The sequence below is a fragment of the Nocardioides sp. Bht2 genome (assembly GCF_047308515.1).
GTDB lineage: Bacteria > Actinomycetota > Actinomycetes > Propionibacteriales > Nocardioidaceae > Nocardioides.
This window is the reverse complement of the sequence record NZ_JBLBWI010000007.1, coordinates 140,704-160,666: the sequence shown is the minus strand read 5'-3', so window position 1 is coordinate 160,666 and position 19,963 is coordinate 140,704. Positions and strand designations below refer to the sequence as shown.

Genomic DNA, 19,963 nt, shown 5'->3' with positions numbered 1-19,963 from the left:
GCTTGCCGTCGGCCAGGTCACGCTCGAGACCGATGCAGTGCCAGCCACGCGCGAAGCGGGTCGGCAGTGAGTCGTTCTCGATGTAACGGACCTCGGAATCGTTCTTGCTCGTGGTCATGACGCACCTTTCCCTGGACTGCTCCTACTTAACGTGTGAGTCTGGCCGGGACTGCTGAGTGGGCCGCCTGAGAATCCCACTCAGCGGTAGGTCGGCGTGTGGCTGGTGGGACAGGATCGTCACACTTCTCCTTGTGACCCGAAACACAGATGTGTCGGGCATGGAGTTCTGGAGAGAGGAGTGGGGTCGAGGTGGCTCGGATCGCGGAGAACCGTGAGCCTGCTCAGCCGGTGTCGGCGGAGCAGAAGGAGCGGTATGCGCGGATCCTGCGTGCCGCTGCTCGCTTGGGTTCGGAACACGGCTCGGACCGGATGCAGATGAACGACGTGGCCAAGGAGGCAGGCGTCGCCATTGCCACGTTGTATCGCTACTTCCCGTCGAAGAACGACCTGTTCGTCGGACTGATGAACAGCCAGGTCCACAACCTCGCTGCGGCGCCCGCGATCACCGCCGGACGGCTGCCGTCCGAGGCAGTGGCCGACGTCCTGGTCGAGGCGAGCCGCAAACTGCTGGAGCGGCCCCTGCTCGCCACCGCGATGTTGCATGCCAACAACTCGGCTCAGTTGAGTGTCGGGCGTGAGGGCAGCATGGCGAGTCGTGCCTTCCACGTGGTCCTGTATCGGGCCTTGAACCTGACGGACCCGAACCCGCAGGATCAGCGCCTCGTGCGACTGATCGAACAGGCTTGGTACGGCGTCCTAGTGTCGGTTCTGAACGACGTGATCACCTTCGAGGAGTGCGAGGACGACATCCGACTGTCCGCGCGCCTTCTGCTGGGGCCTACCTATGACCTCACCCCTGAACTCCCTCTGTAGCGGAATCGAATGGAGAACTGATGAGTCGCAAGATTGTGGTCACCGGAGCGGCATCGGGCATCGGGGCGGCGACCGTCGCGCTGCTGCGTGCGCGTGGTGACGAGGCGATTGGGGTCGACCTCAAGGACGTCGAGGTCATCGCGGACCTGTCGACTCCGCAGGGCCGCGCCGACGCCGTCGCGAAGATCCTCGAAGTGACCGGCGGTCAGGTCGACGGTCTGATCACCTGCGCAGGTCTGAGCAACAACTCGACCACCCAGGTCAACGTCAACTACTTCGGCACCACCGAGCTCGTTGAGGGCCTGCTGCCCGCGCTGACGGCGTCGAACGGGCGGGTCGCTCTGGTCGCCTCGATCTCGGCCACCCAGCCGACGGTTCCCGGCATCGTCGACGCCTTGCTGGCGGGCGACGAGGAAGGTGCTGTCGAGGCCGCTGGCCAGGTCAAGCGCCCCGAGTCGATCTACCCCTCCACCAAGTTCGCGCTGGTGCAGTGGATGCGTCGCAACGCGGGCACCCCGGCCTTCGCCGGCGCCGGCGTCCCGATGAACGCGATCGCCCCCGGCGTCGTGCTGTCGCCGATGACCGACGCGCTGATCGCCGACCCCAAGATGAAGGCGATCATGGACGCCGCCGTCCCGTCGCCGTTGGGTGGCTACGCGTCGGCCGAGGCGATCGGCCACGCACTGCTGTGGCTGGTGGCCGCGGAGAACACCAACATGACCGGTCAGACGATCTTCGTGGACTCCGGCGCCGAGGTGACCCTCCGCCCGGCCGACCACTTCTGAGTCGTCTGCGGCGTTGCCGCAGCATGAGGCCTGGACCGCTCGACGGTCCGGGCCTCGTGTCGTTCCAGCCCAGACATCCTGCCGGCGGCAGTCCTCGCTGTCGGTGGTCGCCAGGGGATCGCGCCTTGCGTGGAAGGTTCGGTGAACAGCCGTGTGGCCAGCCAGTACCCGTTTCTCAGGGACCGGGTTTCTGGCTGAATGCTGCGGTTCGCTGGTTCGTCCAATGTGTCGGAGGGTCGTGATGGACTGTTTTCATGATCGAGATCGACGCCACGCATACTCCGTATGAGGTCACTGACCTCGATGCGGGCTGCTTGCTGGGCATGGTCTCGCAGGATCACGTTCGTGCGTTGAAAGCAGTACGTCGGCAGCTGCGGTTGGCTCACCAGTGGTGCGTGTTGAACCCGGTGGTGGACGGCGGCGCTGCGGCTTCGTGGTCGGACGACCCGGCGTTGGCGTCGTTGGAGTTGGACGATGTGCTGGGCGGCGCCGGTACGCCGGCGGTTGCGGCGTTCGCGGCTGAGGAGTTCGCGGTCGCCGCGAACCTCACCCGCCAGGGGGCGATGAGCCTGCTCGCGGATGCCCTGGATCTGCACCACCGGCTCCCGCGGCTCTGGGCGAAGGTCGAGCTGTTGGAGGTGCCGGGGTGGAAAGCGCGCCGGGTCGCGGAGCTGACCAGGAAGCTCTCCGCTGAAGCCGCTGCCTGGTTCGATACCCAGCTCGCTGCCGGAGAACGGTACGGCTGGCCGACCATCGAACGCACGCTGGCGATGGCGGTCGCCAAGTTCCACCCCGAGTTGATCCGCGACAAGACCGGCCCGCTCTCGAAGGCCGACTGGGACGTCACGCTCACTCATAAGCACGGCCCGGAAGGCACCGCCTCTGGTACCTCCACGTTGGACGTGGTCGGCGGCTCGCTCGACCTGGCCCGGTTCCACGACCGGGTCTGCGAAGAAGCCGAAAAGCTCCGCCGCGCTGGAGATGCCGACACGCTCGGGCAGCGGAAGGCGAAGGCGCTCGGCTCGATCGCCGAGGCGCAAGACACGCTCGACTTTGGAGGTCTCGACAAGCTCGACCACCGGGGTTCCGTTGATCGAGCTTGTCGAGATCATTCCCCGGCTTCGACGGCTCGGCGCGGTCTGCGGGTCTTCGTGCACACCACGCTCGTGGATCTCTTCGGCACCGACGACCTCGCGCTCGCCGACGCCGACAAGCTCGGCCCGGTGCTCGTCGAGCAACTCACCGACTGGCTCAAGCGCCACGGCTCCATCGCCACCATCACCCCGGTGATCGACCTGAACCGCACCGGTTCCGTGGACCGGCACGACCCACCCGCCTGGATGGCCGAGCAGGTCCGTCAGCGCGACCCGCATTGCGTCTTCCCGCACTGCACCCGGTCTTCGGCCGATGCGGACCTCGACCACATCACCGCCTACGACGACACCGGGCCACCGGGCCAAACCACGCCCGAGAATCTGGCCCCACTCTGCAGGCGTCATCACCTCGCCAAGACCCACGGCCGCTGGCGCTACCAACGCACCCGAGACGGCAACTACCTCTGGACCGACCACCGCGGACAAACCTGGCTGGTCACCACCCTCGGCACCATCGGCCTCGACTAACGCCAAGCGAACACCATGCGAGCCCGCTCCTCCGGAACCACACGGTCACCGGAGGCAGCGGCGCGCCTCGAGAACGCAACAGCCCGCCGTCCCCGAGGGGAGGCGGGCTGTTCGGGTGAGGCTGGCTCAGCCGAAGTGGGCCTGGCCGCCGTCGAGCGGCACGGTGGCGCCGGTCAGGTAGCGCATGTCCGGGCCGCAGAGCGCGACCACGGCGCGGCCGATGTCGGTCTCGGGGTCACCGATGTACTTCATCGGGATCGCCGCGACGAACTCCTCGGCCTCCTCGGGGTTGTTCTCGGTCCACCACTTCAGACCGGGGGAGAGCGCGTGCGGGGCGACGCTGTTCACCCGGATACCGTCCGGTGCCCACTCGACGGCGGCGGTGCGGCTCAGCGAGCGCAGCGCGGACTTCGCCGAGGCGTACGACCCGTAGGTGGAGAGGTCCCAGCGGACCATCGCGGAGGTCACCAGGTTGATGATCGAGCCACCGCCGGCAGCGACCATGTGCGGGTGCGCGGCCTTCATGAACTCGAAGGCAGCGAACGGGCCGGAGACGTAGCCCTTGGTGAAGCTCTTCAGGTCGATGTCGAGGAGCTTGCCGTAGTTGCCCGAGTAGGCGTTGTTCACCAGGATGTCCAGGCGGCCCATGTCAGCGGCCACCTGGTCGACCAGCGGAGCGATGCTCTCGGTCTTCAGCACGTCGAGCGCGTACGGCTGCGCGCGGACGCCGCGCTCGCGCAACAGGTCGCAGGTCGCCTCCAGCTTGGCAACGGTGCGGCCGACGACCGCAACGTCGACACCCTCGGTGGCCAGCGCCAGGGCGATACCCTGCCCTACGCCCTGCCCCGCGCCGGTGACCAGGGCGACGTTGCCCTGCAATGCGCTCATTTCTCCTCCTGATAAGTACGGATGTTGCGCAAGTGTGTTGGAGAGTGTGACCTGGGCTGCATCGTCTTCCCGGTGATTGGGAATGAGCCCGCATCGCCGGTGAGCCGCGCCACATACTCGCTACTCGGCACTGGGGGTTGCCGAACCAGCACACCTGCACCTACGGGAGGAACTTACCGATGGAGACCACGACCGACCCGGCACTCGCTGCTCAGCTGGCTGCGCAGAAAGTGATCGCGGGACTGACCGGCCCGGGCGCTCCCTTCGAGATGGCCCCCGCAGAGGTCCTCGGCACCGAGGTTCCGGTCTTCGTGAACCGCCACCGCGCGCTGCACGAGATCGTTGCCCGCTCCGCCGAGCAGGGCGACCGCACCTACCTCGTCACCCGCGACGAGTCGATCAGCTTCGCCGAGCACGCGCGTCGGGTCTCCTCCATCGCGCAGGCGCTGCGCGAGGAGTACGGCATCGAGAAGGGCGACCGCGTCGCCATCGCCTCGGCCAACAACGTCGGCTGGGTCCAGGCGTTCTGGGCGACCGTGTCGATCGGCGCCATCGCCGTCGGCTACAACGCCTGGTGGTCCCCGCGGGAGATCGAGTACGGCCTCGAGCACACCACCCCCAAGCTGATCTTCGCCGACACCAAGCGCCTCGCGCAGTTGGCGGAGCTCGACGTCGAGATCCCGGTCCTTGACGTCGACGCCGACATCAAGCGCCTCGCCACCGCCTACCCGGACGCGGCGCTGCCGTCGGCCGACGTGGCCGAGGACGACCCGGCCGTCATCCTCTACACCTCCGGCACCTCGGGCCACCCCAAGGGCGCCGTGCACTCGCACCGCAACCTCGCCAGCGTGGCCTCGTTCCTGGCCTACTCCGGCGCGCTCTCCGCGGCATTCGGCGACCCGGTGCCGGCCCAGGAGAAGGTCCACCTGATGGCGATGCCGCTGTTCCACATCGGCAGCCTGCACAACATCGCCGTCGCCTGCCTCTCGATCGGCTCGACGGTGGCGATCCACCTGGGTGCCTTCGAGCCCGGCGCGGTGCTCAAGTTGGTCCAGGACGCCAAGGTCACCAACTGGGGCGCAGTGCCCACGATGGCGAACCGTCTGCTGAACTTCGACGGCATCAACGACTACGACACCTCGAGCCTGGCCGCGTTCTCGTTGGCCTCAGCTCCGTCGTCGCCGCAGTTCAAGCAGCAGCTGCGGGAGAAGCTTCCGTTCGCCAGCGCGCTCGTCGACTCCTACGGGATGACCGAGACCTGCACCGCGATCGCCGTCGCCACCCCGGTCGACCTGGCGCAGGCCCCCGGCACCCTGGGCCGGCCCAACATCGGCGTCGAGCTGGAGATCCGCGACGCCACGGGCAACACGCTCCCGGTCGGCGAAGAGGGCGAGATCTACACCCGCAGCGCCTACACGATGCTCGGTTACTGGAACAACCCCGAGGCCACCGAAGCCGCCTTCACTCCCGACCGGTGGCTGCGGACCGGCGACCTCGGCGTACTCGACGAGCAGGGCCGGGTCCGGCTCTCCAGCCGCCGCTCCGACCTGATCATTCGCGGTGGCGAGAACGTCTACCCGGCTGAGGTCGAAGGCGTGATCAGCGAACACCCCGACGTCGCCGAGGTACTGGTGATCGGCGTCGCGCACAACGACCTCGGTCAGGAAGTGGCTGCAGTCGTCGTCCCGAAGGCGTCGGCCACCGCCGATCGCGAAGCTTTCGAGCAGGAGCTACGCGGTCACACCGCAGAGCGACTGGCGCACTACAAGGTGCCTTCCCACTGGCGGATCGCGGAGCAGCCCTTGCCCCGCAACGCCACCGGGAAGGTCATCCGTACCGCGGTCTCCGTCTGAGGAGATGAGCAAGTCGCGTCCGAGTCCCGATGGCTCGGACGCGGTTCCCGCTCACCTCTTCCGGTGAGTGGGACAGATCACATTCCGCCATCTTTCCCGATGAGAGATTTTGACTGTGTTGCGCCAATTCGTGCTGAGGATCCTCGAGCTGATCGCGGTCCTGCTGCTGGTGAGCTTCGGAGTGTTCGCCTTGCTCTCGCTGGTGCCCGGTGACCCTGCGGTCGCTGTGCTCGGTGAGGGGCGTCCACCCGAGGAGTACGCCGCGCTGCGGGACCAGATGGGGTTGAACGACCCCCTGTTCACTCGCTACTTCGACTGGCTGGGAGGAGTGCTCCGGGGTGACCTGGGCGACTCTCTCGTGCCCCCGATCATGCCGGTCTGGGACCGCCTTCTGGACGCCCTCCCCGTGAGCGTCCAGCTGGCAGGCACCGCCCTGGTGCTGGCCCTGCTGGTCTCCGTCCCGCTGGCCATGTGGTCGGCCTACAACGAAGGCGGCCGGATCGACCGAGTCATCGGCGCCGCCACCTTCGGCCTGCTCTCCCTGCCGTCCTTCCTGGTCGGTCTGGTGCTGATCGCGGTCCTGGTCAACTCGCTCGGCTGGTTCCCCCGAACCGGTTGGGTGCGCCCCAGCGAGAGCCTGAGCGGCAACATCAGCCACCTCCTGCTACCCGCGCTCACCATCGCGTTGATGGAGTTGGCGATGTATACCCGCATCTTGCGCAACGACCTGGTGACCACGCTGCACGAGGACTACATCCTCGCCGCGCGCGCCAAGGGCATGCCGCCGCTGCGGATCATGTTCAGCGACGCACTGCGTCCCTCGTCGTTCTCGCTGGTCACGGTGATCGGTATCAGCCTGGGCCGTCTGATCGGCTCCACCGTGATCGTGGAGTACCTGTTCTCGTTGCCCGGTATGGGCCGACTCATCATCGAGTCCGCCAGCACCGGCAACTTCCCGATCGTGCAGGGCGCCGTCTTGTTGATCGCGATCATCTATGTGATCAGCAACGCCCTCATCGACCTCTCCTATGGCTATCTCGACCCGAGGACGCGCCGTGCCCGAGCCTGACCTGACCCCCGCAAGCACCGTCGAGGTGCTGAGCGCTCCGACGCCGGAGTCGCAGTTCACCACCGCCAAGGCGAGCCGCAAGAGCCTGCTGCTGACCGGTATCCCTATGCTGGTGATCGGTCTGGGCCTCATCGGCTTCGGCCTGAGCACCGGCCTGCTGGTCACCTTGGTCAAGGTGCTGCTGATGGTCGTCGGTGTCTTCCTCGCCATCGCCGGCCTCGGTCGTACCGCTGAAGGCATCCGTGGCCGCAAGGTCGACGTCGTCTTCGGTCTGGGTGCGACCTGGCTGGTCCTGCTGCTGGCCGCCGCCGCCCTTGCCCCGTGGCTGCCCCTGGGCAACCACAACGACTCCGCGGCCGGCCTCTCGGCGCCGATCTTCGCCAGCCCGAGCCTGGGCTCGGAGTACCCGCTCGGTACCAACAACTACGGCCTGGACCTGCTGGCCCGCGCGGTCTACGGTGCCCGCACCTCGCTGACCGTCTCGCTCTTCGCGATCCTGATCGGAATGACGATCGGCGGCCTGGTCGGTATGGTCGCCGGCTTCTTCGGCAAGGCCACCGACCGCGTGATCGGCATCTTCGCCAACGCGCTGCTTGCTGTGCCGCCGCTGGTCCTGCTGATCGCTCTGGGCACCGTGCTCGACCCGAACATGCGGAACCTGTCGATCGCCCTGTCGCTGTTGACGATCCCCAGCATGATCCGGGTGGCTCGCGCCAACACGATCACCTTCGCACAGCGTGAGTTCGTCCTCGCGGCCCGCTCGATGGGTGCCACCCGCTGGCGCCTGCTCAGCAAGGAGCTGCTGCCGAACGTGCTGCTGCCGGTGCTCTCGATGGGCGTGGTGATGGTCTCCATGCTGATCGTGGCCGAGGCGTCGCTCTCCTACCTGGGCCTGGGTATCCAGGCTCCGGAGCCGACCTGGGGCAACATGATCGCCGAGGGTGAGAGCGGCGTGATGGAAGAACATCCCTTCATCGTTATCGTGCCCGGCCTGTGCTTGTTCCTGACCGTCTTCTCGTTCAACCTGATTGGCGAGAAGGTGCAGAAGCGCTGGGACCCGAGGAGTGCCAAGCTGTGAGTACTGAGACCACGTCCAAGAAGGCGCCGATCCTGGTCGCCGAGGACCTCCGCACCGTCTTCCACACCCCGCGTGGCGACGTCCGCGCCGTCGACGGCGTCTCCCTGACCCTGCGTCCGGGCGAGACCCTGGGCCTGGTCGGCGAGTCCGGCTCCGGCAAGTCGGTGTTGGGTCGGACCCTGATGGGTCTGATCTCCAACGACTCGCGGACCACCATCACCGGCAAGGTCACCCTGGCCGGCCACGACGTGCACGGCATGAAGCGGGCCGCGCGGCGCAAGCTGTGGGGCACCGAGGTCGCGATGGTCTTCCAGGACCCGATGACGTCGCTCAACCCGGTCAAGCGGGTCGGTGTGCACCTCACCGAAACCTTGCGCTACCACCTGAAGTGCTCCAGCAAGGAGGCCACCGAGCAGGCCATCGAACTGCTCAAGCAGGTCGGCATCCCGGAGCCCGCACGGCGGATGAAGCAGTACCCGCACGAGATGTCGGGCGGTATGCGGCAGCGTGTGGTGATCGCGATGGCGCTGGCCTGCGACCCGCGCCTGCTGATCGCCGACGAGCCGACCACGGCGCTCGACGTCACGGTGCAGAAGCAGATCCTCGACCTGCTCGGTTCGCTCACCGCGGAGCGCGACATGGCCACGATCCTGGTCAGCCACGACCTGGGGGCGATCGCCGGACGGACCGACCGGGTCCAGGTGATGTATGCCGGCCGCACGGTCGAGCAGGGCAACACCCGCGAGGTCTTCGACGCCGCACAGCACCCGTACACCGACGCCCTGCTGGCCTCGATCCCGCAGATCGAGAACGAGCCGCACACCATCCTGCGTGCCATCGAGGGCAGCCCGCCGGACATGGCCCGTCCGCCGGCTGGTTGCCGGTTCGCGCCGCGGTGCACGTTCGCCGACGCGACCTGCACCACGCAGTTGCCGCTGCTGGTCTCGGTCCCCGGCTCGGAAGGCCGAGGCGTCGCCTGTCATCACCCGCTCCAGAGCGCTGGAGCACACCGAATGGAAGTGAGCTGACCATGGCCGGAAGTGGAATCGCACACCTGCGCTCCGACGACCAGCGGTCCCTCACGGTTGAGAACCTGGTCGTGGAGTTCCCGGTCTCCGGTGGCACCGTGCACGCGGTCTCTGACCTGAGCATCGACCTGCTGCCGCGCGAAACGCTGGGCATCCTGGGGGAGTCCGGCTGTGGCAAGTCCAGCGCCGGGCGTGCCCTGATGCAGCTGCCGTCGCCGACCTCGGGCACGGTCCGCCTCGGCGACGTCGAGCTGACCAGCCTGAAGCCGAAGGCGATGCGTGAGGCGCGGGCCAAGATGCAGATGATCATGCAGGACCCGGTCTCGGCGCTGAACCCGCGCCGCAAGGTCAAGGATCTGGTCGCCGAAGGCCTGGAGATCTGGGGCTTCGATGGCAAGGACCGTGCTGGGTTCGTCGACGACCTGCTGCGCTCCGTCGGGCTCGACCCGGACGTGGTCCGTGACCGTCGTCCGCACGAGCTCTCCGGCGGTCAGTGCCAGCGGGTCTGCATCGCCCGTTCGCTGGCGATGGACCCCGACGTGCTGATCTGTGACGAGCCGGTCTCGAGCCTCGACGTCTCGGTGCAGGCGCAGGTGCTCAACCTGCTGGAGGAGACCCGCGACCGGTACGACCTGAGCATGATCTTCATCGCCCACGACGTGGCCGTGGTGAAGAACATCAGCGACCGGGTGATGGTGATGTACCTGGGGAAGACCTGTGAGGTGATCCCCAGCGCGGGGATGGAGAACCTGGCGCTGCACCCGTATACGCGGTTGCTGCTGACCTCGGTGCCCAGTGCGTCCGACTCGCTGGAGGCGCCGGCTTCGGGTGCGGTGAAGGCGGTCGAGCTGCCGTCGCCGCTGAACCCGCCGAGCGGATGCCGGTTCCGGACCCGCTGCCCATTGGCCACCGAACAGTGCGCCGTCGAAGAGCCGCAGCTACGTGAGATGCGCCCCGGCCAGTTCGTGGCCTGCCATAACGTCGAAGTCTGAGGGAGTCTTGATGAATCAGCCGTTGGATGCGATCGCGACCGCAGAGGCGATCGCCTCGGGTGAGGTCAGCGCGCGAGAGGTCGTTGAGCAGGCGATCGCCGGCTTCGAGAAGCACAGTGACCTGAACCTGTTGGTCGCCGACCGCTTCGAGCAGGCGTTGGCCGACGTCGACGCCGGCCTTCCGGCTGGGCCGCTGACCGGTGTGCCCACCGTGATCAAGGACCTCGGGATGAACGTGGCCGGTCTGCCTACCACGCGTGGCAGCCGGCTCTGGGCGAGCGACCTGCAGACCGAGGACAGCGCCATGGTGGCGCGGTACAAGGCCGCGGGCCTGGTGATCCTGGGGATGAGCAACAGCCCCGAGCTCGGCAAGAACGCGAGCACCGAGCCGCTGGCCCACGGGCCGAGCCGCAACCCGTGGGCGCCGACCCACTCCACCGGCGGCTCCAGCGGTGGCGCAGCAGGTGCCGTCGCGGCAGGCATCGTGCCGGTCGCCCACGGCAACGACGGCGGCGGCTCGATCCGGATCCCGTCGTCGATGTGTGGTCTCTTCGGCCTCAAGCCCTCGCGTGGCCGGGTCTCGGCGGCGCCGGTGCCCAGCGTGATGGGTTACCCGCTGGGCATCAACCACGCGTTGACCCGCTCGGTGCGCGACTCCGCGCTGCTGCTGGACATCGTCGGTCAGCCGTTGGACGGCGACCTGATCGGTGCGCCCGGCCCCGAGGCGAGCTTCGTGGAGCAGATGGGCCGCGAGCCCGGCAAGCTCCGGATCGGCCTGGTCACCGATCGTGCCGACGGCGGCGAGGTGGACGCCGAGTGCGCCGCCGCTGCCGAGGACGCAGCCGCGTTCCTGACCGGCCTCGGTCACGAGATCGTCCCGGTCTCGTGGACCTACAACCCCGAACAGCACATGGGCGCGTTCGGCGTGGTGATGGGCGTCAGCCTGCTGTCGCAGGTGGACAGCCGCCTGGCCGAGCTCGGCCGCGAGCTCAACGACGACGACCTCGAGCCGTTCACCCGGATGATGTACGACCACTACCGCGGCACCATCGGTGCGGTCGACTACGCCAACGCCCTCAACGGGCTCCAGGTCACCAGCTGGCAGGTCGCCCAGATGTTCGCCGGTCTCGACTTCGTGCTGACGCCGACCATCGCCAAGCGGGTGCCCAAGCTCGGCGTGCTCGACACCTCGAACCCGATGGCGATGTGGGAGCGTGCCGGCGACTACTCGGCGATGACCGGCATCTTCAACACCACCGGTCAGCCCGGCGTCTCGCTGCCGTGGACCAAGGACGTCGACGGCCTGCCGATCGGTGTCCAGGTGATCGGCCGACTCGGCGACGAGGGCAAGCTGCTCTCGCTCTCCGCGCAGGTCGAGGCGGCCCGTCCGTGGCCGCTGGTCGCACCCTGATCTGAAACGCCGAAACGGCCGGTCCCCGAGAAGGGGACCGGCCGTTCGGCATCCCCGGATCGTCCTCTGATAGAGATGGCCTCGATGAATACCGCAGTCGACTACGCGCGAGCCGACGAGCTGGCCGGGCACCTGGTGAACGGCCCGCTGCTGGATCTTGCCGCCGACGCCTCGGCCAGGCCCGCAGCCCTCCTGGTCGATCTCGACGATGTCGAGTGGACCGAGGATCTGGTCGAGGAACTCTGCGCACTGCTGGACGGCGTCACACCGGTCCTGATCGGGGCGTCCGCGAACCCGGTCCCGGAGATCGCTGCACCGGTCCTTGACCGGTTGACATTGACCTTGGCGCCCGAAGCTCCGGGGGATCGGTGGGTGGCCGGGGAGGTGGCGCCGGTGCTCGCTGGAGTGCGGGCGAATCCCGACGCGGCGCTGGCCCTGCATGGGCTGCTCCGGACCACCGCGGTGGTCCCGGTCCCGACCGGGCTGGTCGCCGAGGCCGCCGCCTACTCGGCGTTGTTGGCCGGCCCGGAGTTCGGACGCTGGTTGGCCGCAGCACCGCAGCGTCGACCGGGCACCTCGTCGGAGGTGCTCCAGGTCGAGCGGATCAAGAACACTCTGCGACTGACTCTGAACGACCCCGGTCGCCGCAACGCTTTCGGGCATACCCTGCGCGACGCCCTGTTGGATGCGTTCCGGCTACCGATCCTCGACCCGTCGATCACCGCGGTCGAAGTCCTGGGCAACGGTCCCTCCTTCTGCGCCGGGGGAGACCTCTCCGAGTTCGGTACAGCTGCCGATCCGATGGCGGCGTACCGCGCGCGGCTAGGTCGCAGCGTGGCGGCCGCGCTGCACCAGATCGCGGACCGGACGCGGATCGACGTGCATGGAGCCTGCGTCGGCGCGGGGATCGAGTTGGCGGCGTTCGCTCGCGACTTGATCGCCACCCCGGACGCGTGGTTCTGCCTGCCTGAGTTGGGGATGGGGCTGGTTCCGGGGGCCGGCGGAACAGTCAGCGTGGCGCGACGGATCGGCACCGCTCGCACCGCGTGGATGGTGCTGACTGGGGCCCGGGTCGATGCGACGACGGCCCTGGACTGGGGCCTGGTCGATGACGTCCAATGATGTCGATGTGCTCGCGGGGTGGGCCGGGAGCGGCCTAGCCGCGCTGACCGGCTCGGCCGCAGGTCCACCGGCGATCGGCCCTGGCGATCCGTTCGGCCTGGTTGCGGACGGCCTGGCCATGATCGCGGACGCCGCCCAGCGCCGGACCGGCGTCGCGCCCGCGCTGCCAGGGCCCCGGCTGCTCACCGAACGTGCGGCGATGCTCGGCCTGCGGCGCCAAGCACCGAGCTCGGCCGGAGGAGCTTTTCGAGTCGTTGCCGTCCGCGACGGCCACCTGGGCCTGTCGTTGGCGCGTCCCAGCGACGTGGAGTTGTTGCCGGCGCTGACGGAGTCGGCGGCGATGGCAGAGTGGGTCGCTGGCCAGCCGGACCTGGAACGGTGTTGGCGTGCGCTGGCCGACTGGGGAGCCGGGATCGGGTTGACCGAGGCGGTGGAGCGGGCTCGGATGTTGGGGCTGCCGGTCGCCGCGGTTCCAGCGAGCGGAGTGGTTGCCGAGCCGCCACCTGCGCGTGAGGTCACCGAGGTGGGTCGTGGTGAGGTGGTCGAACGGCCGCTGGTGCTGGACTTCTCCTCGCTGTGGGCCGGACCTCTGTGCGCTGACCTGTTGCGCCGCATCGGCGCCCGGGTGATCAAGGTGGAAGCGTCGAATCGGCCGGACGGAGCCCGACGCGGGTCGGCGCCGTTCTTCGATCTGCTCAACGCCGGCAAGGAGATGCTGGCCGTTGATTTCGCGAGCACCGAAGGTCGGGAGATCTTGGCCGGATGGGTCGCACGTGCCGATCTGGTTATCGAGGCGTCGAGGCCCAGAGCGCTTGCTGGTCTGGGGATCGACGCAGATCAAGCCGCTGCTCGCGGCACGCGATGGTTGTCGATCACCGCTTACGGCAGGGCCAGTGACGCTGTCGGTTTCGGGGACGACGTGGTGGCGGTGGACGCCGGCCTTCTCATCCGCGACGCCGACGGGGTGCCCGCGCCGGTCGGTGACGCGATCGCCGATCCGTTGACGGGGGTGAGAGCGGCCGCGGTAGCAGCGGAAGCGCTCACCCAGGAGCGGACGACCGTGCAGGAGGTGTCCTTGTGGTCGTGCGCTCGAGCTGCGTTGGAGCGAGCTCCACAAGCGCCTGAGCACCTGGTGAGGCGCACGGATGGCGATTGGTGGATCGAGGGTGCTGACACCCCGTTGCGCATCGAGGATCCCCAACCGCGACAGGGCGATGGCGTCGCTGGGGCACTCGGCGCGGATACCGCTAGGTTGCTCCGATGACCCTCTGGCTGCGCAATGTCGAGGTCCGCGGCGAGTCCGTCGACGTCGCCATTCGCCGGGGAAGAGTCGCCGCGATCCGACCACCCGGTCGAGCGGTGCCGGCCGACGCGGAACTGATCGTCGACGGTGACGGCGGAGCGCTCATCCCCGGCTTGCACGACCATCACCTGCACCTGCTCTCGTTCGCGGCGGCGCTGACCTCCCTCGACTGTGCGGGCAGCCCCGACCTGGCAAGCCTGGGGGTAGCGCTCCGTGCTGCGGATCAGGGCGACGACTGGGTACGGGGGATCGGTTACGACGCCTCCGTCCTCGGACCGTTGGATCGCCATGTTCTGGACAGTCTGGAGCCGAAGCGCCCGGTGCGGATCCAGCACCGCAGTGGTGCGCTCTGGGTGCTGAACACCCCCGCTCTGGACCGCGTCGCCGCGGCCCTGGACGAGAGCGGCGATGTGGAACGGGACGCTCACGGTGAACCCACCGGGCGGTTGTGGCGCTACGACAGCAGGCTGGCGCCCGTACTGCCGCGTCGCGCTCCCGCATTGGCAGCGGTCGGCCGTCGGCTCCGGAGTTTCGGCATCACCGGCGTCACCGACGCCACCCCGGATCTGGACGCCGATGCCCTGCAGCTGTTGAGCAACGCGGCGGTGACCGGCGTCCTGCCGGTCCGGATCACCAGCCTCGCCACCGGAGCCACCGGAGCCACCGGAGCCACCGAGTTCCCGGGCATCGAGGTGGGTCCGGCCAAGCTCCTGCTGCACGACCACGATCTCCCCGATCTGGACGAGCTCACTGAGTTGATCCGTCAGCATCATCAGGCGAAACGTCCGGTCGCCGTGCACTGTGTGACCGCCGAGTCGTTGCTGCTCACCCTCGCCGCGCTGGAGGCAGCTGGGCCGTTGCCGGGGGATCGGGTGGAGCATGCCTCCGTGGTCCCATACGGAGTCGAGCCCGAGTTGGCTCGGTTCGGGGTACGCGTGGTCACCCAGCCAGGCTTCCTGACTACTCGCGGCGAGCGGTACCGAACAGAGGTGGACCCGGCCGACCTGGCGGCGCTGTACCCGGTCGCCCGGCTGCTCGCAGCAGGGATCCCGGTCGCATGTTCCAGCGACGCTCCCTTCGGCCTCCTCGACCCCTGGCAGGTGATGGCCAGCGCAACGGAGCGACTCACCGAGGCCGGTCGTGTGCTGGGCAGTGACGAACGGGTGAATGCGGCGGTGGCTCTGTCGGGCTACCTGACCCCGCCGTCCGACCCTGGCGGCACCCCGCGCCGGATCGAGGTCGGCATGATCGCCGACCTGACCCTGCTTCGGGCCCCGTTGGCCGAGGTACTGCGTGCGCCAACCTGTTCGTCGGTCCGCGGCACCGTGGGCGCCGACGTTTCCCAACCTGCGGCTGGTTGGATGGAGTCATGAGCGCGCCCAAGCTGGACCCGAGCACCGATGTGGTGGAGCTGACCCGTCAACTGGTCGACATCGAGTCGGTCAGCCGCAACGAGCAGCAGATCGCGGACGCCGTCGAGGAGGTGCTGCGTGGGCACGAGCACCTCGAGGTGATCAGGCGCGGGCACACGATCGTGGCCCGGACCAACCAGGGCCATGCCGAACGTGTCGTGATCGCCGGTCACCTGGACACGGTGCCGCTCAACGACAACCTGCCGGCCCGGCTGGTCGACGGTCTGCTGTGGGGACTGGGCAGCTGCGACATGAAGGGCGGCGTCGCGGTCGCGCTCAAACTCGCCGTCGAGCTGCCGACGCCGAACCGGGACGTCACCTGGGTCTTCTACGAGGCCGAGGAGATCGAGGCCCGGTTCAACGGGCTGAACCTGTTGACGCAGAGCGATCCGCACCTGCTGGCCGCCGATTTCGCGATCCTGATGGAGCCCTCGAACGCGGGGGTCGAGGCGGGCTGCCAGGGCACCATGCGGGTGGAGGTCCGAACGGCCGGCGAGCGGGCGCACAGTGCGCGTTCGTGGATGGGGCACAACGCGATCCACGACGCGGGCGAGATCCTGGCCCGGCTCAACGCGCACCAGCCGCGGCAGGTGGAGATCGATACGCTGACCTACCGCGAGGGCCTGAATGCGGTCTTCATCAGCGGAGGCGTTGCCGGCAACGTGATTCCCGACGAGTGTGTGGTGACGGTCAACTACCGGTTCGCCCCCGACCGGACCGAGGCCGACGCCGAGGCGTTCCTGCGGGAGTTCTTCACCGGCTACGACGTCCGGATCACCGACAGCGCGCCGGGAGCCCTTCCTGGCTTGGCGATCCCGGCCGCCGCCGCCTTCGTAGAACGCGTCGACGGACCGGTCAACCCGAAGTTCGGATGGACCGACGTGGCCCGGTTCTCCGCTCTCGACATCCCGGCCGTCAACTTCGGCCCCGGCGACCCGATCCTGGCGCACAAGCAGGACGAGCACGTGCCGGTGGAACAGATCATCCGTTGTGAACAGGTCCTGCGGAGTTGGCTCAGCGAGTCGACCCCGTCTGGTCGATCCGAAGGTGAGGAGCTGTCGTGAAGGAACCCCGTAACCGCCGCCGCGGCCCGGTGTTGATGCGCCGTAACCAGGTCGAGGACTCCACCACCGATCAGCGTCTGCTGGACTCGCGTGGCTCCACCGACTGGGTCCACACCGACCCATGGCGGGTGCTCAGGATTCAGTCCGAGTTCGTGGAGGGCTTCGGAGCGCTGGCCGAGCTGGGCCCGGCGATCGCGGTCTTCGGTTCGGCGCGGACGCCGGTCGACAATCCCTCGTACGGACAGGCCGAGGAGCTCGGCGCGAAGCTGACCAAGGTCGGCTTCGCGGTGATCACCGGTGGCGGCCCCGGCGCGATGGAGGCGGCCAACAAGGGCGCCAGCGAAGCGGGCGGGGTCAGCGTCGGCCTCGGTATCGAGCTGCCCTTCGAGGCGGGGCTCAACCAGTGGGTCGACATGGGGATCAACTTCCGGTACTTCTTCGCCCGCAAGACGATGTTCGTGAAGTACTCGCAGGGCTTCATCGTGATGCCCGGCGGCCTGGGCACGCTCGACGAGCTCTTCGAAGCTCTCACCCTGGTCCAGACCCGCAAGGTGACGTCGTTCCCGGTAGTCCTGATCGGCACCTCCTACTGGACCGGTCTGCTCCAATGGTTGCGTGACACCGTGCTCGCCGAAGGCAAGCTGTCGGAGGCCGACCTCGACCTGATCACCGTCACCGACGACCTCGACCACGCCGTCGAGGTGATGGTGGCGGCTCGCGAAGGCCGTAGCCCTGGAGTGACCCCGCACCGACCGGAGTGATCGAGATGATGTGGTTCTTTGCAGCACTCGCCGTGCTGGCACTCGGCGCCATCGCCGTCGTCGCTTCCGGGAAGGGGGCGCCGATGCGCGAGGTCACCCCCGACCGACCTCCGCTGGCGTTGGAGGCGGATACACCGATCACCGGCCAGGAGTTGCGGGAGGTGCGGTTCAGTACCGCCGTCCGCGGCTACCGGATGGACGAGGTGGACGCGTTGCTGGCGCGACTGGCGACCCAGTTGGAAGCGACGAGCCCGAAGCCGATCCCTGGCATCGTTGACGAAACTCCGCGCGGGTAAGGCAGACTCGACCCGTGGAACTGCCCTGGATCGTCTACGGCCTCACCCCACTCGCGTTGGTGGTGGTGGTCCTTACCCGGCTTCGCCTCGCTGGAAGCAAGCCCTCTGCGGGTCGGCTCCAGACCTCGCGTGGTGCGCTCAACGTGCACACGGTGGCGGGCTTGGCTGCGGTGGCGACCTGGACCGTCTTCCTCTTCACCGGCCGCGGCGACGGCACCGGGGATTCGCAGATCGGGATCTTCGCGCTGGCGTTGTTCTGGATCACCGTGGTGGCCGGCCTGATGATCCTGGTGCGCTGGATGCCGTCGCGCGGCAAGCGCGCGGCCGAGGCCGTCACCGACTCCTGGGGCTCGGGGCCCGGCCTGTCGTTGCTGGCCCATCTGGGGATGCTGTTCGGGGTCACCTTCTTCACCTACGCCTATCTGATCTCCAAGGTCTGAGATGCGCGGCGCCAGGGCACTGACGGCGGGAGTCGTCTGTGCGTTGGCGGTGACGATGGCGCCGAGCCAGGCCGTCGCGGCCGGGCCTGGCCCTGCTGCAAGCAGCGTTGCGCCGGCACGGTCATCGCAGGCGGGCGAGCGGGCCCGCCCCGCCGTCGTCGAACGCCGGGTGATCGGCCACTCCCGCCGAGGTCGCGCGATCATCGCCTGGCGGGTCGGTGATCCGGAGGCGAAACGCAAGGTGGTGCTGCTCTCCACCATGCACGGCAACGAACCGCATACCCGCCAGATCCTCTACGCCTTGCGCGATGGGCGGCCGATCCGCGGCGTCGACATGTGGCTGGTCCCCGTGCTGAATCCGGACGGCCTCAAGCGCCGGGTCCGCAAGAACGCGGCCGGCGTCGACCTCAACCGGAACTATCCCTATGCCTGGAAGCGGTTGAGCGGCAGTTACTACTCCGGGAAGAAGCCTGCCTCCGAGCCGGAGACCCGGGCGCTGATGAAGTTCCTGCGCCGTGTCGAACCCGACCGGTTGGTCAGCTTCCACCAGCCGTTGCACGGCGTCGACACCGACACCAAGAAGCCCGGCTTCGCGCGTCGGCTGGCCCGGAAGTTGGGGTTGCCGCGCAAGGCTTTCGTCTGCGGCGGTGTCTGCCACGGCACGATGACCGGTTGGTACAACCACAACTTCGACGGTGCTGCGATCACCGTCGAGTACGGTGCGCGCCCGGCGACGAAGACGTTACGGGGAAAGGCTGCCCGCGGCCTGCTCCGGGCCGTCGGCGCTCGCCGCGTCGCGCGCTGAGCGACGGGAGCGCTTGCTGCGGTACATCGCCGCATCGGCTGCACCGAACGCCTCGACCAGGCCGAAATCGCTGGGCCGGGCCGCGGACGAACCAGCGGAGGCCGCGATGCCGGCGGCTGCCAGCGCGGCCACCAGTTCGTTGACCCGCTTCTCGCGTTGGGCGTCCGTCGCCTCGTTGAGGATCAGGGTGAACTCGTCGCCGCCGTAGCGGGCCAACCGGTCGGTGCTCCGCACCGAACCGGAGAGCACCTGCGCGGCCCGGCGCAGCAGGGCGTCGCCGGCGGCGTGTCCGTCCTCGTCGTTGATCGTCTTGAGCCCATCGAGATCGAGCACCGCGACGCCGACCCGGTCGCCGTAGGAGTCCACCCGGGCCTGGGCCTCGGCCATCGCCAGATCCCACCCACGCCGATTCAGCAGTCCGGTCAGGGCGTCGGTCTCGGCGCTGCCCTGTGCGATGCGGGCATCACTGACCGCGAGGTCGAGCCGCCTGGAGGTGACCAACTGCGCGGCCAGCAGATCCCCGAAGAGTCGGAGCAGATCGGCGTCGAGGGACTGCTCGTCGGAGAGCGGTTGATCGCTGACTCCGCAGAGCACGCCGAAGAGTTCGCCATCGGGCGCGGCCAGGGGAGTACCGGCATAGGCACGGATCGCCGGGACGTCGGGCAGGTCGCTGTAGTTCGGATCCAGGGTCGAGTCCCGCACCACGTTCGCGGCACCACCGACCATCCGGCGACAGAAGGTGTCCTGCCACGCGACCTGCATCCCTGGCAGTAACAGCCCCGAGCCGTCCGCATGGAGATGGACCTGCTGGGTGTCGGCCAGCCGCGACACCGACCAACTGGGCAGACGGGTGGTCCGGGTCAGGTAGCTGACAACCTCCTGGGCGGACCTGGCGAACAGGGTCGCACCATCGGTCGCCGGGGTAACCACGTGGCTCATCGATGCTCCTTCCGACACCCCACATCATGCCCGGCCATCGGTAGTGGCGACGTGTCTGGGCCACTGAACCGACGGCACCTTGCGGGGGTTGCACCGCGGATCGCGTTCATCTGGGATAATGGGTGGTGCGGGCTGTGTCACAAGGCGCGGTCCGAGGATCCA

The 19,963-nt window shown here is 68.3% G+C and carries 19 protein-coding genes; 17 read left to right on the top strand and 2 right to left on the bottom strand.

Going from position 1 to position 19,963, the window contains the following annotated elements; all coding sequences use genetic code 11:
- Positions 1–309 precede the first annotated feature (309 nt).
- The 3 genes from ACLM5J_RS11725 (at position 310) to ACLM5J_RS11715 (ending at position 3,340) form a co-directional block, all read left to right on the top strand.
- A complete protein-coding gene (locus ACLM5J_RS11725; RefSeq protein WP_413656591.1) occupies positions 310–933 on the top strand; it encodes a TetR family transcriptional regulator in 624 nt (207 codons plus the stop codon).
- Between the two features lie 20 nt (positions 934–953).
- Entirely contained in the window at positions 954–1,718 is a 765-nt protein-coding gene (locus tag ACLM5J_RS11720) for an SDR family oxidoreductase (RefSeq protein ID WP_413656590.1), read from the top strand.
- Positions 1,719–1,972: 254 nt separating this feature from the next.
- Entirely contained in the window at positions 1,973–3,340 is a 1,368-nt protein-coding gene (locus ACLM5J_RS11715; protein ID WP_413656589.1) for an HNH endonuclease signature motif containing protein, read from the top strand.
- A gap of 126 nt (positions 3,341–3,466) precedes the next feature.
- On the opposite strand, the gene ACLM5J_RS11710 is transcribed toward ACLM5J_RS11715, so the two are convergent.
- The gene (locus tag ACLM5J_RS11710) at positions 3,467–4,228 is read right to left on the bottom strand and encodes an SDR family NAD(P)-dependent oxidoreductase (protein WP_413656588.1); all 762 of its coding nucleotides are present in this window, start codon (positions 4,226–4,228) and stop codon (positions 3,467–3,469) included.
- Positions 4,229–4,407: 179 nt separating this feature from the next.
- Between ACLM5J_RS11710 and ACLM5J_RS11705 the strand changes: the two genes are divergently transcribed.
- From ACLM5J_RS11705 to ACLM5J_RS11640, 14 genes are all read left to right on the top strand, one after another.
- Positions 4,408–6,081 (top strand): class I adenylate-forming enzyme family protein, encoded by a 1,674-nt coding sequence (locus tag ACLM5J_RS11705; protein WP_413656587.1) that lies wholly within the window; start codon positions 4,408–4,410, stop codon positions 6,079–6,081.
- A 115-nt stretch (positions 6,082–6,196) separates the two neighbouring features.
- Positions 6,197–7,150: an ABC transporter permease gene (locus ACLM5J_RS11700; RefSeq protein ID WP_413656586.1), complete on the top strand. Its 954-nt coding sequence runs from the start codon at positions 6,197–6,199 to the stop codon at positions 7,148–7,150.
- Positions 7,137–8,228, top strand: a complete 1,092-nt coding sequence (locus ACLM5J_RS11695) for an ABC transporter permease (RefSeq protein ID WP_413656585.1) — start codon at positions 7,137–7,139, stop codon at positions 8,226–8,228. The genes ACLM5J_RS11700 and ACLM5J_RS11695 overlap by 14 nt, the downstream gene beginning before the upstream one ends.
- Complete coding sequence (locus ACLM5J_RS11690) at positions 8,225–9,256, top strand: ABC transporter ATP-binding protein (RefSeq protein WP_413656584.1); 1,032 nt, start codon at positions 8,225–8,227, stop codon at positions 9,254–9,256. Before ACLM5J_RS11695 ends, ACLM5J_RS11690 begins: the two co-directional genes overlap by 4 nt.
- Positions 9,257–9,258: 2 nt before the next feature.
- Complete coding sequence (locus tag ACLM5J_RS11685; RefSeq protein ID WP_413656583.1) at positions 9,259–10,248, top strand: ABC transporter ATP-binding protein; 990 nt, start codon at positions 9,259–9,261, stop codon at positions 10,246–10,248.
- 10 nt (positions 10,249–10,258) lie between these two features.
- Positions 10,259–11,659, top strand: coding sequence for an amidase (locus ACLM5J_RS11680; protein ID WP_413656582.1), 1,401 nt, complete (start codon positions 10,259–10,261; stop codon positions 11,657–11,659).
- An 84-nt stretch (positions 11,660–11,743) separates the two neighbouring features.
- Entirely contained in the window at positions 11,744–12,781 is a 1,038-nt protein-coding gene (locus ACLM5J_RS11675) for an enoyl-CoA hydratase/isomerase family protein (RefSeq protein ID WP_413656581.1), read from the top strand.
- Complete coding sequence (locus ACLM5J_RS11670) at positions 12,768–14,045, top strand: CoA transferase (protein ID WP_413656580.1); 1,278 nt, start codon at positions 12,768–12,770, stop codon at positions 14,043–14,045. The genes ACLM5J_RS11675 and ACLM5J_RS11670 overlap by 14 nt, the downstream gene beginning before the upstream one ends.
- The gene (locus ACLM5J_RS11665; RefSeq protein WP_413656579.1) at positions 14,042–15,457 is read left to right on the top strand and encodes an amidohydrolase family protein; all 1,416 of its coding nucleotides are present in this window, start codon (positions 14,042–14,044) and stop codon (positions 15,455–15,457) included. The genes ACLM5J_RS11670 and ACLM5J_RS11665 overlap by 4 nt, the downstream gene beginning before the upstream one ends.
- Positions 15,454–16,560, top strand: a complete 1,107-nt coding sequence (dapE, locus tag ACLM5J_RS11660; RefSeq protein WP_413656578.1) for a succinyl-diaminopimelate desuccinylase — start codon at positions 15,454–15,456, stop codon at positions 16,558–16,560. Before ACLM5J_RS11665 ends, dapE begins: the two co-directional genes overlap by 4 nt.
- Positions 16,561–16,595: 35 nt before the next feature.
- A complete protein-coding gene (locus ACLM5J_RS11655) occupies positions 16,596–17,321 on the top strand; it encodes a TIGR00730 family Rossman fold protein (RefSeq protein ID WP_413656597.1) in 726 nt (241 codons plus the stop codon).
- Positions 17,322–17,329: 8 nt separating this feature from the next.
- A complete protein-coding gene (locus tag ACLM5J_RS11650) occupies positions 17,330–17,617 on the top strand; it encodes a DivIVA domain-containing protein (protein ID WP_413656577.1) in 288 nt (95 codons plus the stop codon).
- Between the two features lie 14 nt (positions 17,618–17,631).
- The gene (locus ACLM5J_RS11645) at positions 17,632–18,057 is read left to right on the top strand and encodes a hypothetical protein (protein WP_413656576.1); all 426 of its coding nucleotides are present in this window, start codon (positions 17,632–17,634) and stop codon (positions 18,055–18,057) included.
- Between the two features lies 1 nt (position 18,058).
- Positions 18,059–18,862, top strand: coding sequence for a M14 family zinc carboxypeptidase (locus tag ACLM5J_RS11640; protein WP_413656575.1), 804 nt, complete (start codon positions 18,059–18,061; stop codon positions 18,860–18,862).
- Here the strand turns inward: ACLM5J_RS11640 and ACLM5J_RS11635 are convergent.
- Positions 18,800–19,801 carry a diguanylate cyclase domain-containing protein gene (locus ACLM5J_RS11635; RefSeq protein WP_413656574.1) on the bottom strand — a complete coding sequence of 334 codons (1,002 nt, stop codon included), beginning with the start codon at positions 19,799–19,801 and terminating at the stop codon, positions 18,800–18,802. The two genes, ACLM5J_RS11640 and ACLM5J_RS11635, sit on opposite strands and share 63 nt — an antisense overlap.
- Positions 19,802–19,963 lie beyond the last annotated feature (162 nt).